At 72.1% G+C, this 15,053-nt stretch carries 9 protein-coding genes; 5 read left to right on the plus strand and 4 right to left on the minus strand.

Annotated elements, in window-relative coordinates; all coding sequences use genetic code 11:
- Positions 1 to 216: 216 nt before the first annotated feature.
- Together corA and VJ693_RS23850 are read left to right on the plus strand one after the other, a co-directional pair.
- Positions 217 to 1,191: a magnesium/cobalt transporter CorA gene (corA, locus tag VJ693_RS23845; protein ID WP_324158396.1), complete on the plus strand. Its 975-nt coding sequence runs from the start codon at positions 217 to 219 to the stop codon at positions 1,189 to 1,191.
- Between the two features lie 109 nt (positions 1,192 to 1,300).
- Positions 1,301 to 1,762 (plus strand): hypothetical protein, encoded by a 462-nt coding sequence (locus VJ693_RS23850; protein ID WP_324158398.1) that lies wholly within the window; start codon positions 1,301 to 1,303, stop codon positions 1,760 to 1,762.
- A gap of 289 nt (positions 1,763 to 2,051) precedes the next feature.
- Here the strand turns inward: VJ693_RS23850 and VJ693_RS23855 are convergent, their stop codons facing one another.
- From VJ693_RS23855 to glnE, 4 genes are all read right to left on the minus strand, one after another.
- On the minus strand, positions 2,052 to 2,723 hold the full coding sequence (locus tag VJ693_RS23855) for a glutathione S-transferase (RefSeq protein WP_324158400.1): 672 nt from the start codon (positions 2,721 to 2,723) through the stop codon (positions 2,052 to 2,054).
- A gap of 80 nt (positions 2,724 to 2,803) precedes the next feature.
- A complete protein-coding gene (locus VJ693_RS23860; protein ID WP_324158402.1) occupies positions 2,804 to 3,724 on the minus strand; it encodes a DMT family transporter in 921 nt (306 codons plus the stop codon).
- On the minus strand, positions 3,721 to 4,341 hold the full coding sequence (rrtA, locus tag VJ693_RS23865; RefSeq protein WP_324158403.1) for a rhombosortase: 621 nt from the start codon (positions 4,339 to 4,341) through the stop codon (positions 3,721 to 3,723). The genes VJ693_RS23860 and rrtA overlap by 4 nt, the downstream gene beginning before the upstream one ends.
- 6 nt (positions 4,342 to 4,347) lie before the next feature.
- Positions 4,348 to 7,104: a bifunctional [glutamate--ammonia ligase]-adenylyl-L-tyrosine phosphorylase/[glutamate--ammonia-ligase] adenylyltransferase gene (gene glnE / locus VJ693_RS23870; protein WP_324158477.1), complete on the minus strand. Its 2,757-nt coding sequence runs from the start codon at positions 7,102 to 7,104 to the stop codon at positions 4,348 to 4,350.
- 318 nt (positions 7,105 to 7,422) lie between these two features.
- On the opposite strand from glnE, the gene VJ693_RS23875 reads away from it, so the two are divergent.
- The 3 genes from VJ693_RS23875 (at position 7,423) to VJ693_RS23885 (ending at position 15,015) form a co-directional block, all read left to right on the plus strand.
- A complete protein-coding gene (locus tag VJ693_RS23875) occupies positions 7,423 to 11,535 on the plus strand; it encodes a YhdP family protein (protein WP_414652360.1) in 4,113 nt (1,370 codons plus the stop codon).
- A 14-nt stretch (positions 11,536 to 11,549) separates the two neighbouring features.
- On the plus strand, positions 11,550 to 12,353 hold the full coding sequence (locus VJ693_RS23880) for a carbon-nitrogen hydrolase family protein (protein ID WP_324158406.1): 804 nt from the start codon (positions 11,550 to 11,552) through the stop codon (positions 12,351 to 12,353).
- A 130-nt stretch (positions 12,354 to 12,483) separates the two neighbouring features.
- Positions 12,484 to 15,015 (plus strand): S8 family peptidase, encoded by a 2,532-nt coding sequence (locus VJ693_RS23885; protein WP_324158408.1) that lies wholly within the window; start codon positions 12,484 to 12,486, stop codon positions 15,013 to 15,015.
- Positions 15,016 to 15,053 lie beyond the last annotated feature (38 nt).

Here is a 15,053-nt window from a genome sequence, read left to right on the forward strand (position 1 = left end):
CGTCGAACGCCTTCGCGGCGGGCGATAATCCGCCGGTTATTCACCACCCGAAACGCCACCGTGGACAGTTCCCACCCTCGGTGACCGCCTGCTCCAGCGCACATCGGCCCTGAAGGCCGCTGAGTTGCCAGGGTGGGCGGTTGCATCCGACAAGCCCCCCCTGAAGTGATATCGCGGCCGCCGCCGAAGGCGCGGCCGGACCGCTGGAGCCCACGAATGCTCAACGTCTTCACGCTGGACAAAGGCCGGCTCTCCGGCCGCCTGCTGCAAGAAGAGATCGACTCGGCCGCCGAGCTGGCCGAGGTGCAGCCGGTCTGGGTCGACCTCGAAGCGCCCACCGCCGAGGAGATCGGCTGGATCCACGGCCGTTTCGGCCTGCGCATCCCCGACAACATCGTCGACGACGACCTCGAGGAATCGGCCCGCTTCTACGAGGAAGACAACGGCGAGCTGCACATCCGCTCCGACTTCCTGATCGACGACGACGTCACGCCGCGCAACGTGCGCGTGGCCTTCATCCTCTACAACAACGTGCTGTTCTCGATCCATGACGAGGACCTGCCGGTGTTTCGCCTGCTGCGCCTGCGCGCGCGCCGCATCCCCGCGTTGATCGAGGACGCGAAGGATGTGCTGCTCAAGCTGTACGACGCCGATGCCGAGTATTCGGCCGATGCGCTCGAAGGCATCTACGACAGCCTGGAGGCGGTCAGCGCGCGGGTGCTGAAGGAAGAGGTCGACGACCGCGCCGCTGGCGAGGCGCTGGGCGCGATCGCGAAGGAGGAGGACTTGAACGGCCGCATCCGCCGCAACGTGATGGACACGCGCCGCGCGGTCAGCTTCATGATGCGCAGCCGCATGCTCAACGCCGAGCAGTTCGAGGAGGCGCGGCAGATCCTGCGCGACATCGATTCACTCGATTCGCACACGGCCTTCCTGTTCGACAAGATCAACTTCCTGATGGATGCCACCGTCGGCTTCATCAACATCAACCAGAACAAGATCATCAAGATCTTTTCGGTGGCCAGCGTTGCACTGCTGCCGCCGACGCTGATAGCCAGCATCTATGGCATGAACTTCCAGCGCATCCCTGAGCTGCAATGGACCTACGGCTACTACTACGCGATCGCCTTGATGGCCGCGTCGGTGGCCGCGCCGCTGCTGTATTTCCGGCGCAAGGGCTGGATGCGCTGACGCGCCGGTGGCGCAAATCGCCATGAAATCACGAGCGTTACGACAGATTGCCACCGCGGCCGGGTAAACCCGCGTCGATGCGGTCGGGAGGGCCGTCGAAGACCGCGGCATGAACACCCTGCTCGCCGCCGGTCTCTTCGCCGCCTGCGCGGCCGCCAGCCTCCCGGCGCTGGCCCAGTTCAACAGCGTGCCGCTGCCGACGCAGGTGGCCGCCGCCTCGGTCTCCGAGGCGCGCAACGACCAGGAGTACCGCCGCGATGCGGCGCAGCGGGTGTACGAGTCGTTTCCCCAGCATATCCACCGCGGCAAGCTGCCGCCGCTGATGTACGCCATCGCGATCACCGAGACCGACGTCGACGCCGACGGCAGGGTGCTCGACGTGCGGCTGACGCGCGAGCCGGCCGCGGCCAAGGAGGTCGGGCCCTGGGTGGTCGCCCTGTTGCGGCGCATCGGCCAGTTCCCCGCGCCCACCCGCCTGGCCCGCGCGACCTACAAGGAGATCTGGCTGGTCGACAAGTCCGGCAAGTTCCAGGTCGACACGCTGACCGAGGGGCAGCGCAGTGGCCAGTGAGCCGCCGGCGATGGCCGGGCGCTCGTCAGCGTGTCACCGGGAAGGAAGAAGAGAGCCGCGCAGCGCCCGAAAGCGAATGAGGGAGGGAGGGAGGAGGAGAGGCGCTCCCGGGGGACAGCCAGCAAGACTGGCAGGCTGCGCGGCTGAAAGAGGACAGGCGCGGGTGTCGCAAACCCGCACCGGGGCAGTCGTCGGAACGAGCACCCCTCTCGCAAAAGAGTGTGCCCGCTCGTCGAAGTTCCACCTGACCGTGAGGTTTTTCCTTGCCTCGCGGTAACAAGGTGCATCGTCAGCCGGCCGCCTTGGCCTTGATCGCCGCGATCTGCGCATCCTGCGCCACCTTGCGGTCGGCCGAGACCTTCTGCGCCGACGGCCGCTCGCCGACCAGCTTGATGTAGGGCTTCCAGTCGATGCCGCCTTCGGCCAGCAGGTCGACACCGTAGATCGTCTTGCTGGCCATCGCCACCAGCGGCAGTGAGACGAAGGCGGCGCAGTCGGCGCTGGTGAACTCGCTGCCCGCGACATACGGTGCGAACCTGGCCAGCCGCTTGAAGGCGGCGATGTTCTTCTCCAGCAGCTTGCGCACCCGGGCCTGGTTCGATTCGCTCACCGTGCCGCCGAAGAAGGCCTGCGGGTAGAGCTCGCGCACCACCAGCTCCAGGTGCAGCTCGATGAAGGTCGTCAGCTCGCGCACCTTGGCGGCGCCCCAGGCGTCGGCCGGCACCAGCGGCGGGTTCGGGTGGGCGGCTTCGAGGTACTCGACGATCACCTCGCTCTCGCACAGCGTGCCCTGCGGCGTGCGGATGAACGGCACCTTGCCCAGTGGCGAGGCGGCGAGCGTGGTTTCGTCCTTGGCGCCGGAGCCGACGTATTCCTCGGTGAACGGGATGCCCTTCTCGAGCAGCACCATCTTGACCTTGTTGTAGTAGTTCGAGACGGCAAAGCCGCACAGCGTGATCATGGGTTTCTCCTGCGAGTGGATCGGCGCAGTCTAGCGAGCCGGCGCGGGCGCACCTGCCGCGAACGCGACAGCGAGCCCGTTCAGGCCGATCGGGGGCGGCGGCTGACCAGCGCGATGCCGCCCGACACGGCGGCCAGCGCGAGCACCAGGCGCAGCGTGAGCGGCTCGCCGAGCAGGCCGACGCCGGCGGCCAGGCCGAAGATCGGCGTCAACAGCGTGAACGACGAGATCTGCGTCGCCGGGTAGTGCCGTATCAGCCAGAACCACAGCAGGTAGCTGGCGAAGGTCACGATCACCGTCTGGAAGGCCAGCGCGGCCCAGGCCAGCGGGCTGGCGGCGGCCGGCCAGGCTTCGCCGGCGAGCTGCGAGGCCGCGCCCAGCAGCAGCGCCGAGACGACGAGCTGGTACATCAGCGTCTGCTCGGCCGGCGCATTCGACAGGGCGGTGGCGCGGATCGTCAGCGTCGTGCCGGCCCACAGGGCGGCGCCGGCGACTCCCAGCGCATCGCCCCACCACTGGCGGTCGTTCACGCCGGTGCCGGTCGAGAAGCTCTCGCCGAAGGCGGTGGCCACGCCCGCGAATGCGATCACCAGCCCGGCCAGCTGCCAGCCGCGCAGCGTCTCGCCCGGGGCGATCCATGGCATGCCGAGCGCGACGAAGAACGGCGCGAGGTAGATGAACACCGCCATGCGCGAGGCGCTGGTGTACTGCAGCCCGACGAAGATGCAGCCGAACTCGAGCGCGAACAGCGCCCCGGCCAGCAGGCCCGGGGCGAGCGTATGTGGCGTGCCGGCAGCCGGCCGCAGCGGCAACCGGCGCACGGCGGCCCAGGCACCCAGCAACAGCGCCGCACCGGCCGAGCGCAGCGCGGCCTGCAGCAGCGGCGGGATCTCGGCCACCGCGACCTTGGAGGCCGTCTGGTTCAGGCCCCACAGCGCGGCGCACAGCAGCAGGCTGGCGACGGCGAGCGCGTCCAGGTGGGCGCGGCGCTGATCTTTCATGACGTGCTTTCGCTCTTGTCGTTGCGCGGTCTGGAGCGCTGGCGCCCGACGAGCACCCAGGCCAGCAAGCCGGCCAGGGCGCCCGTCGCGTGCGCGGCCGGCGCAAGCGCGAAATCCCAGCCTTCGACCGCGCGAGTGGCCGCGCCCCAGGGGGCTTCCCACAGGATCTTGGCGATGAGGCCGACGAGGAGCAGTGCGCCGATGCCGCGTGCGTGGCGATCGCGTCGCTGGGCCAGCAGGTGGGCGCCGATGATGGCCGCCGCCGCGTGCAGCACGCCCGACAGGCCGCCGTAGTGGCGCAAGGCCGGCTGGGCCAGAAGGCCGAACTGGGTCAGCGGCCAGGCCAGCGCCCAGGCCAGCACGCCGCGCGGCATCATGCGCGCGCGCCAGCCGAGCAGGCCGAGCAGTGCGCAGCCGGCGAGGTTCATCACGAGGTGGCGGACGCTCCAGTGCACCCACGCGGCGCTGAGCGCGCGCCAGGGCTCGGCCAGCGCCAGCGCGGGCTGCCAATCGAGTGCCTCGCGCGGCAGGGTGAACGCCAGCAGCGCACCGAGGCCGGCCAGCGCGGTGGCGGCCGGCCAGGCCCAGGGCCCGAGGGGGCGTGCGTCGGCGCTCAAGAAAGCTCAGCCACCGAACACGGCACGCCACAGCGCGAGGATGGCCTCGCGCTCGGCGGCCAGCAGCTCGGGGTCGAACTGGGTCGGCTGCTCGTCAAGCCGCGCGCGGTGCTGCGCGCGGCGCAGCTCGCGGTAGGCATCTGCTGCGGCATACCCGACGCCGGCCGGCAGCAGGCCGGCATCCTCGGCGCGGCGCAGCAGGGCGATGTTGCCCTTGTTGTCCAGCAACGCCGGATGGCGGGCCCCTTCGGCCAGCACCAGGTACTGCACGGCAAACTCGGCATCCATCATGCCGCCGTCGCTGTGCTTGACGTCGAACTTGCCCGCCGGCACCGGCCGCGACGCGTGCACCTTGTCGCGCATCGCATGCACCTCGGCGCGCAGCGCCTCGGCCTCGCGCGGCATCGACAGCACCTCGCGCCGCGTCGCCTCGAAGCGGTGCCCGAGCTCGGCCGTGCCGGCACAGAAGCGGGCCCGCGACAGGGCCTGGTGCTCCCAGGTCCACGCGGTGTTGCTGCCGCGGCCGCGCTGGTAGCGCTCGAACGAGTCGATCGAGGTGACCAGCAGGCCCGAGTTGCCGTTCGGCCGCAGCGCGGTGTCGATGTCGAACAACTCGCCGGCGGCGGTGCGCAGCGTCAGCCAGCCGATCAGCTTGCGCACGAAGGCGCTGTAGACCTCCTGCGCGCGGTCGGGGTCGGGCTCGTCGGCATCGTCGTAGAGGAAGACGAGGTCGAGATCGCTGCCGTAGCCCAGCTCCAGGCCGCCCAGCTTGCCGTAGGCGATGATCGCGAAGCGCGGGGTCTCGCGGTGGCGCTGCCTCAGGTGGGCCCAGGCCCACCGCAGGGTGCAATCGAGCACGGCGTCGGCCAGCGCCGAGAGATCGTCGGCCACCTGCTCGACGGTGATGCGCTGCTCGACGTCACGCACCAGCGTGCGGAAGACCTCGGCGTGGTGCGCGCGGCGCAGCGTGTCCAGCAGCGAGCCCTCGTCGGCCTCGCCCGAGCGCACCCAGGCGGCGTGGCGCTCTTCCAGGTCGGCGACGAAGCTGGCACGGTCGAAGCGCTCGCGCAGCTGCCGCTCGTCGGCCAGCTCGTCGATCACGCCCGGGTGGCGGATCAGGTAGCGCATCGGCCAGCGCGCCAGCCCCAGCAGGCGCAGCAGGCGCCGCTGCACCTCGGGCCGCTCGACCAGCAGCGCGAGGTAGCTCTCGCGCCGCAGCAGCGGCTCGACCCAGTCGACCAGGCGCAGCGCGGCATCGAGCGTGCAGTCGCCCTTGGCGACGCCGGCCGCGGCGCGCTGCATCAGCTTGCCCAGGCGCAGCTTGCTCTCGTCGCGCAGCGCCTGCACGCGCGGCCGGGCGGCGAAGGCGCGCACGCGCTCGGCCAGCTCGGCGGGCAGGCGTTCGAGCAGCGTCTCGCTGTCGACCGCCAGCGGCCCGTCGCCACACTGTTTGCAGCCGCCGTTGCCGGGCCGCGCGCCGGTGGGTGCCTGGCCATCGTGCAGCAGCGCGTCGAATTCGGTCGCGACCAGCTCGCGCACGTCGCACAGGCGATCGAGCAGCTGGCAGGCATCGGCGTTGCAGGCCAGCTGCAGCGTGGCGGCGATCCAGGCGAGGTCGCCGTCGCCCGTCGGCAGCAGGTGGGTCTGCTGGTCGTCGAGGTACTGGATGCGGTGCTCGACCTGGCGCAGGAAGATGTAACCCTCGGCCAGCTTGCGCGCGGCTTCGGCCTTCATCAGCCCGCCGGCGGCCAGCTTGTCGAGCGCCTTCAGCGTCGAGCGGGTGCGGATCTCGGGGAACTGCCCGCCGCGCGCGACCAGCAGCAACTGCACGATGAACTCGATCTCGCGGATGCCGCCGCGCGAGAGCTTCACGTCGTTGGCGCGCTCGGGCCGGCCGGCCGCGCGGCGCTGGGCCTCGTCGCGGATCTTGCGGTGCAGCTGGCGCAGGCCCTCGAACACACCGTAGTCGAGGTACTTGCGGTAGACGAACGGGGTGACGAGCGAGCGCAGCGCCAGCGCGCGGCCGCTGGCGATCGACTCGCGCGGCGCGACGACGCGGCTCTTCAGCCAGGCGAAGCGCTCCCACTCCCGACCCTGGACGAGGAAATACTCCTCCAGCATCGCCAGGCTCACGACCGGCGGGCCGGAGTTGCCGTTCGGCCGAAGCGCGAGGTCGACGCGGAAGACGAAGCCGTCGTCGGTCACGTCCCCGATCAGCGCGTAGAGCTGGCGCGCGACCTGCGAGAAATACTCGTGGGCCGAGATTGGCACGCCCGGGCCGCCGACCGTCTGGCCGTCTTCCTCGTACACGTAGACCAGGTCGATGTCGGACGAGACGTTGAGCTCGCGCGCGCCGAGCTTGCCCATGCCGACGATCCAGAAGTCGATGCGCCGGCCGGTGGCATCCAGCGGCGGGCCATGCCGTGCATCGGTGTCGGCGAGGGCCTGGGCCAACGCGCGCTCCAGCGTCACCTCGGCCAGGCAGGTCATCGCGGCGGTCACGTCGGCCAGCGGCGCGCCCTGCTCCACGTCGAGCACGGCGAGCCGTTCGATCACCAGCTGGCGCGCCACGCGCAGCGCCGCCGGCAACGGTCGACCGCCGGTTTCGAGGGCGGCGATCAGCGCGTGGATCGCCGCCGCGCCGGGCACGCCGGGCGGCAGCAGCGGCAACTCGGCCGCGTAACGCCTGCGTACACGTTGCACGAAGCGGCTGTGCTCCGCCGCGGCGCCGACGCGTTGAACAGGGGCCAACCCGGCCGCGATGGGGCCCGGTGTCGCCGGCGAGGAACCGATCAGCGCCACGGGGTGTCTGTGCTAGATTGACCCGCTGACGCGGCGAGGGGGTGTGGATGCCCTGCCGTGCCCGCGTCATTCCACGAGGCTGGCGCCGGGGCCTGCCGCCCGGTTCTGTTCATGCCTTCGATGCCCTCTCGTTTTGCGCCAGTGCCCTGGCTACGTCGCCTGGCTGCCCGCTTCGGCACAACAAGCGCCGATTCACCTTCGCCGTGGGTCCGGCCGTCCCGCTGGGTGCTGGGCCTGTCCCGTTGGGCCTTGCGCTGGACGGTGGTGTTGGTGCTCACGGTGTGGAGCATCGTACTGATCGCCTGGCTGACACTGCACTGGGGGATTCTGCCGCACATCGACGAATGGCGCCCGCAGCTGGAAGAGCGGGCCAGCCAGTCGCTGGGGCTGCCGGTGCGCATCGGCCAGATCAGCGTGCAGTCGCCCGGCTGGGTGCCCGCGCTCGAGCTGCGCGACGTGGTCCTCGCCGACCGCGACGGCCGCCAGGCGCTGCGCCTGCCGCGCATCAGCGCCGCCTTGTCGGTGAAATCGCTGTTCGCCCTGCGGCTGGTGTTCTCGCAGCTGTACATCGAAGGGCCCGAGATCGAGGTGCGACGCGACGCCCAGGGCCGGCTGCACGTGGCCGGGCTGGACATGGACGGTTCGGCCCGGCTGGACAGCGCTGGCGAGGGTGGCGGCGCGCTCGACTGGCTGCTCGATCAGCCGGAGTTCGTGCTGCGCCACGGCACGCTGCGTTGGGTCGACCAGCAGCGCGCCGCGCCGCCGCTGGAGCTGCATGACGCCGACCTGGTGCTGCGCAACGGCCTGCGACGGCACGAGATCCGCCTCGATGCGACGCCTGGCGCCGGCCTGGGGGATCGTTTCATGCTGGCCGGCCACTTCAACCAGCCGCTGCTGGCACGCAGCGGCGATTGGGCGCGCTGGTCGGGCACGGTCTACGTCGACCTGCCGGCCGCAGACCTGGCCCGTGTGCGCGAGCACGTCACCTTGCCGTTCGACCTGCAGGCCGGCAGCGGCGCGGCCCGGCTGTGGCTCGATGTGGCCAAGGGCCAGTGGCGCCGAGCGACGCTCGATGCGGCGCTGGACGGTGTCCAGATCAAGCTCGGCCCGTCCTTGGAGCCGGTCGCGCTCGATCGCCTGCAGGGCCGCTTCGAGACCGAGCGCAGCGCCGGCACGCTGCGCGTGGCGGCACAGCAATTTGCCTTCGCGACGGCCGACGGGGCGAGCTGGCCCGCCAGCCGGTTCAGCCTGGTGCTGAACCAGCGCCAGCGGCTGGACCGGGTGACCTTGTCGGACGAGCCGGTGTCGGGCGGCGAGTTCAGCGCCGACCGGCTCGACCTGGGCCTGATGGCTGCAGTCGCCGGCCGCCTGCCGTTGCCGGACAACGTCCGCCAGGGGCTGGCCGAGCTCGCCCCCAGCGGGGTCGTGCAGCCGCTGCAGGCAAGCTGGGTCGGCCCGCCCGAGCAGCCGGTGCACTACCGCGTCAAGGGCCGCGTCGGCCAGCTGTCGATCGCGGCCGCGCCGGCACCCGAGGCCGAGCACGTCGGCCGGCCGGGCTGGCACGGCGCCGATCTCGAGATCGACGCCAGCGAGACCGGCGGCGAGGCGCGGCTGGCGGTGAAGGACGGTGCGCTCGAGCTGCCCGGCGTGTTCGAGGACCCGCTGTTGCCGGTCGATCATTTCAGCAGCCAGCTCGTCTGGCAGATCCAGCCGCAGCGCCCGGCGCCGGGCGCCAAGGGGCCCGCCGAGCCGCTGCCGCCGGCGATCGACCTGCGGGTGATCGACGCCCGGTTCGCCAATGCCGATGCGCGCGGCGACCTGCAGCTGCACTGGCACACCGGCGCGGGCACCGGCCGCGGCAAGGGCGGCCGCTACCCGGGCGTGATCGAGGTGAGCGGGCAGATCGAGCAGGGCCAGGCAGCGCGCGTGGCGCGTTACCTGCCGCTCGGCGTGGCGGCCTCGGCGCGCGCCTACGTGAGCGGCGCGGTGCAGAGCGGCACCGTGCGCCATGCCAAGCTGCGCCTGCGTGGCGACCTGAACGAGTTCCCGTTCGCCCATGCCGGCACCAACGCGCGCGACAGCGACTTCCACGTCAGCGCCCAGGCCGAGAACCTGAGCTTCGCCTACGTGCCGCCGGTGCTCACCGAGGGCACGCTGCGCTGGCCGGTCTTCACCCAGCTGTACGGCGAGCTGGTGTTCGACCGCGGCGCGATGCACATCAAGGATGCCCGGGCCAAGCTCGGGGGCATCGAGTTGAAGGGCGTCAACGGCGGCATCGCTGATCTGATGCACGAGCCGACGCTGGCCATCGAAGGCGGTGGCCGCGGCCCGCTGGCCGACATGCTGCGCTACGTCGCCGCGACGCCGGTCGACGGCTGGCTCTCGCATGCCCTGCACGATGCGACCGGCACCGGCCCGGCCGAGCTGCAGCTGGCGCTGCGCATTCCGCTGAACGATGCCGAGCACACGACGGTCAAGGGCAGCGTCACGCTGGCCGGCAACGACGTGCGGATCCGGCCCGATGTGCCGGCGCTGACCGCGGCGAGATCGCGCATCGACTTCACGCAGCGCGGCTTCGCCATCGGCCCCGGCAGTGCGCGCTCGCTCGGCGGCGAGCTGAGCTTCGAGGGTGGCATGGCCGCCGACGGCGTGGTGCGCGTCAGCGCCCAGGGCACAGCCAGTGCCGACGGCCTGCGCCAGGCCAGGGAGCTCGGCCTGCTGGTGCCGCACCTGGCCAGCGCGATGACCGGCCAGGCGGCCTACAAGCTGCAGCTTGGCGTGCAGGCCGGCCACACCGAGCTGCAGATCACCAGCCCGCTGACCGGCATCGCGCTGGACCTGCCGCCACCGTTCAGGAAGCCGGCCGAGGCGAGCTGGCCGCTGCGCATCCAGACCCGGCTGCTGCCCACCGAAGCCGGCGCCGAGCCGGGCCCGGCACGCGACCAACTGCACATCGAGCTCGGCAGCGTGCTGCAGGCCGATTACCAGCGCGAGCTGGTGGCCGACGGTGCGCGTGTGCTGCGCGGGGCGTTGGCGCTCGGCGAGGCCCCGCTGCCGCCGATGCCGGCCATCGGCAATGTCAGCGCGGCGGTGCAGACGCCGCAGCTCCATGCCGATGCCTGGCTGGCACGCTGGCGCACGGCATCGCCCGAAGCGCCCGCCGCGGGCGACCCGCGTGCCGCCCGCGGCGGCGAAAGCGCGGGCCGCGCGCCGGACGTCGCTGGTTACCTGCCGACCGACGTGGCGCTGCGCACCGGCGCGCTGGTGCTGGGCGGGCGCCGCTTCGGCAGCCTGAACGCGAGCGTGCAGCGGCGGGGCAGCGGCGACAGCGAGGTCTGGCACGCGGCCTTGCAGGGTGACGCCGCCCAGGGCCAGGTCGACTGGCGCCCGGCAGGCGCGGCCGCACCCTGGCCCCGCGTGCAGGCCCGGCTGCTGCGGCTGACAGTGCCGGCGGCCGAGGGCGAGCCGCCACCCCCGGCGGCGCCCGACCCGTCGGCCGACCTGCTGCGGCCGGCCGGCACCTTGCCGGCGATCGACCTCGTGATCGACGAGTTCGAGTGGCGCGGCCGCAAGTTCGGCCGGCTCGAGATCGATGGCCGCCCGGCCGACGGCCCGGCACCGCGCGACTGGCGCCTGGCCAAGCTGGCGCTGACATCGCCCGACGCCCGGCTCGCTGCGACCGGCACCTGGGCGGCAGCGAAGGGACGCATGGCGATGGACGCCAGGCTCGACGTCGCCGACGCGGGCGCCACGCTCGAGCGCGCGGGCCTGGGCAAACAGCTGCGGGGCGGCAAGGGGCGGGTGCAGGGCCAGTTCAGCTGGACCGGCTCGCCGCTGCTGCCCGACTGGCCCACGCTGGCCGGCAACGCCCAGCTCAACCTCGATGCCGGCCAGTTCCTCAAGGCCGAGCCCGGCGCCGCCCGCCTGCTCGGCGTGCTGAGCCTGCAGGCGCTGCCGCGCCGCCTGACGCTGGATTTCCGCGACGTGTTCCAGCAGGGTTTCGCCTTCGACAACTTCGCGGGCGATGTCGCGTTCGAGCAGGGCATCGCGCGCAGCAACAACCTGCGCATCCGTGGCGTGCAGGCGGCCGTTCTGATCGAGGGCCAGGCGGATCTGAAGCGCGAGACGCAGGACCTGCACATGGTCGTGGTGCCCGAGATCAACGCCGGCACGGCTTCCCTTGCCTATGCGGCGATCAACCCGGCGATCGGGCTGGGCACCTTCCTGGCGCAGCTGTTCCTGCGCAAGCCGCTGATGCAGGCCGGCACGCGCGAGTTCCGCGTCACCGGCAGCTGGTCCGACCCGCAGGTCGACACCGTCGAGCGGCGCGGCGATGCGCCGCTGCCGGACTTCGATTCGGCCGCGGCCTCGGCGCCCATGCCCGCGCGGTAGCAGAATCCACGCGCATGAAGATCGCCGCCGTGCAGATGGTTTCCACGCCCGACGTGGCCCGCAACCTGGCCGATGCCGGCCGCCTCGTCGCCCAGGCCGCCGCGGCCGGCGCGCGGCTGGTCGCGTTGCCCGAGTACTTCTGCCTGATGGGCCAGCGCGACGACGACAAGCTCGCGATCGCCGAGGCCGACGGCGACGGCCCGATCCAGGCCTTCCTGGCCGAGACCGCGCGCCGCCACGGCATCTGGCTGGTTGGCGGCACGCTGCCCATTCGCGCCACGACGCCGGAGCGCGTGCGCAACGCCTGCTGCGTCTACGGGCCGGGCGGCGAGCGCGTCGCGCGCTACGACAAGATCCACCTGTTCGCATTCGACAACGGCCGCGAGCGCTACGACGAAGGCCGCGTGCTCGAGGCCGGCAGCGAGCCGGTGGCGTTCGACGCCGAGGGCCTGCGGGTCGGCCTGTCGGTCTGCTATGACCTGCGTTTTCCCGAGCTGTATCGCGCGCTGATGCAGCCGGCGGCCTGCGACCTGCTGGTCGTGCCGGCGGCCTTCACTTACACGACCGGACAGGCGCACTGGGAGTTGCTGCTGCGCGCCCGCGCGGTCGAGAACCAGTGCCATGTGCTGGCCAGCGCGCAGGGCGGCCTGCACGAGAACGGCCGGCGCACCTGGGGCCACAGCATGGTCATCGACCCCTGGGGCGAGTTGCTCGCGGTGCAGCCCGAGGGCGAAGGCCTCGCCGTGGCCGATGCCGCCCTGCAGCGGCGTGACGCGGTGCGGGAACAGCTGCCGGCGCTGGCGCATCGCCGGCTGTGACGGCTGTGACAAGTGCACGGCCGCCGGGTCGCGCTGCAGCACACGGAAACCAAGCGGAAACCGGCGCGCTCCTAGACTTCGGCCTTGGCCGCCGGACCGGATGGCCCCGGGTTGTCGTGAAAGGTGGGGAATGAAGAGCAAGCATCGCGCACTGCTGGCCGCGGCAGGGTGGCTGATCTGTACCGGGCTGATGACGGCCGCCGGCGCCGCCGAGCGCGCGCCGGTGCGCCACCTGCCCGAGCGCGCGCAGCGCAGCGAGGCAGCGCGGGTGATCGTGCAGTTCAGGTCGGGGGCCTCGGTGCTGCGTGCCCAGGCCCAGGCCCTGGGCAGCGCGGCCGGCCCGCAGGCCGCAGACACCTTGGGCAAGCGGCTGGAGCTGTCGCTGAGCAATGGCCGGGCGATCGGTCCGCGCACCCAGGTGATGCGGGCTTCGGGCATCGGCGCCCAGGCACTGGCGACCCGGCTCGCCGCGGATACGGATGTCGAGTGGGCGGTCGTCGACCACCGCCGCTTCGCCTACGCGGCGCCGAACGACGCGCTCTACCCCAGCCAGACCAACGGCACGACGCCGGCCGCCGGCCAGTGGTACCTGCGGCCGAACAGCGGCACGGTCAAGTCCTCGATCGACGTGGAGCCGGCCTGGGCCATCACCACTGGCAGCAGCAGCGTGGTGGTGGCGGTGCTCGACACCGGCGTGCGCTTCGACCACCCGGATCTGTCGGCCAAGCTGCTGACAGGCTACGACTTCGTCGGTTACGCGGTCGACGACGTGGCCACGGCCAACGACGGGGATCTGGACGACGCCGACGCATCGGACCCGGGCGACTGGATTACCGCCGGCGAAGACGCCGGCACGGACGCGAGCGGCGCGTTCAAGGGCTGCGGCGTGTCGGATTCGAGCTGGCATGGCACCCAGGTTTCCGGCCTGGTCGGCGCCTCCACCGGCAACGGCATCGGCATGGCCGGCATCGGCCGCGGCGTGAAGGTCCTGCCGGTGCGGGTGCTCGGCAAGTGCGGTGGCTACGACTCCGACATCATCGCGGCGATGCGCTGGGCGGCGGGCTTCAGCGTCAGCGGCGTGGCGACCAACCCGAACCCGGCGCGGGTGATCAACCTGAGCCTGGGCTCCAGCGGCGACTGCACGACGGCCTACGCCACCGTGATGAGCGAGCTGACGACGGCCGGCGTGACCGTCGTGGCGGCCGCCGGCAACGACGGCCTGGCCGTCGGCGTGCCGGCCAACTGCCCGAACGTGATCGCGGTGGCCGGCGTGCGTCACACCGGCACCAAGGTTGGCTATTCGAACCTGGGCCCCGAAGTGGCCGTCAGCGCGCCGGCGGGCAACTGCGTCAACGACACGGGCACCTGCCTGTACCCGATCCTGACGACGAGCAACACCGGGACCACCAACCCGTCGGCATCGACCTACACCGATGGCGACCTGCGCCTGACACTGGGCACCAGCTTCGCCTCGCCGATCGTCGCCGGGACCGCGGCGCTGATGCTGTCGGCCGACCCGGCACTGACGCCGGCCAACCTGCGCAGCATGCTGCAGAGCACGGCACGGGTCTTTCCCAGCAGCGGTGCGGACACCGGCGTCGTCGCCTGCCAAGCGCCCACCTCGACGCCGCAGGACAGCGAGTGCTACTGCACCACCACCACCTGCGGCGCCGGCCTGGTCGACGCCGGCGCAGCCGTGACGGCCGCCGCGGCTGCGGCGAGCGGGCTGGTCGCCAACATCGCGGTCGCGCCGGCCAGCCCGGTGGCCGGCGTGACGGTGGCCCTGGATGCCGGCGACTCGTTGGTCGGCAGCGGCCGCACGATCGCGGCCTACCAGTGGGAGATCACCGCCGGCAGCGGCATCGCGGCCTTCGTCGGCAGCAGCACCGCGTCCACCGCCACGCTCGACACCACCGGTGCCGGCAGCGTGACCGTGCGGCTGACGCTCACCGACAGCGCCGGCAACCAGGCCAGCACCAGCAGCCAGTTCACCGTGCTGGCATCGGCGCTGGCGGCCTCGATCGTCGCGACGCCGCCCACGCTGGAGGCCGGCGACAGCAGCGTGCTCGACGGCACCGGCTCGGTGGTCGACAGCGGTCGCAGCATCGCCGCCTACCAGTGGGCCATCACCGCCGGTGGCGGCATCGCCTCGTTCAGCGGTGCGACCAACGCCTCGACGGCCACCTTGGTGACCAGCGGCACCGGCACCGTGACCGTTCACCTCACCGTGACCGACAGCGCCGGGCTGCAGGCCAGCAGCAGCAAATCGTTCACCGTGACGGCGACGGCCCTCAGCGCGGCCTTCACCGCCACGCCCACGGCGCCCGAGGTGGGTGAGACGGTGGCGCTGGACGCCAGCTCGTCAGTGGTCGGCACCAACCGCACGATCGCCGCCTACCAGTGGGAGATCACCGCCGGCAGCAACCTGGCCGCCTTCAGCGGTGGCACCACGGCCGCCACCGCCGCGCTCGTCGCCAGCGGCGCCGGCTCGGTGACGGTCAAGCTGACGATCACCGACAGCGTCGGCGCGCAGTCCAGCGTCAGCCGGACGCTGACCGTCAGCGCGGCGCCGTCTGGCGGCGGCGGGGCGCTGGCGCCGCTGTGGGCGCTGGGCCTGCTGGCCGCGTCGGCGGCACTGCGGCGTCGACCGGGCCGCAGCTGACAGGCATGTTCGGTCCACGGGGCCGAACATGCCCGGCC

The organism is Ideonella sp. (assembly GCF_035254525.1).
Taxonomy (GTDB): domain Bacteria; phylum Pseudomonadota; class Gammaproteobacteria; order Burkholderiales; family Burkholderiaceae_C; genus Ideonella.

Excerpts from the sequence above, each read along its gene's own strand:
- corA (WP_324158396.1), top strand. The coding sequence starts at position 217 with ATGCTCAACGTCTTCACGCTGGACAAAGGCCGGCTCTCCGGCCGCCTG.
- VJ693_RS23850 (WP_324158398.1), top strand. The coding sequence starts at position 1,301 with ATGAACACCCTGCTCGCCGCCGGTCTCTTCGCCGCCTGCGCGGCCGCC.
- VJ693_RS23855 (WP_324158400.1), bottom strand. The coding sequence starts at position 2,723 with ATGATCACGCTGTGCGGCTTTGCCGTCTCGAACTACTACAACAAGGTC.
- VJ693_RS23860 (WP_324158402.1), bottom strand. The coding sequence starts at position 3,724 with ATGAAAGATCAGCGCCGCGCCCACCTGGACGCGCTCGCCGTCGCCAGC.
- VJ693_RS23880 (WP_324158406.1), top strand. The coding sequence starts at position 11,550 with ATGAAGATCGCCGCCGTGCAGATGGTTTCCACGCCCGACGTGGCCCGC.
- VJ693_RS23885 (WP_324158408.1), top strand. The coding sequence starts at position 12,484 with ATGAAGAGCAAGCATCGCGCACTGCTGGCCGCGGCAGGGTGGCTGATC.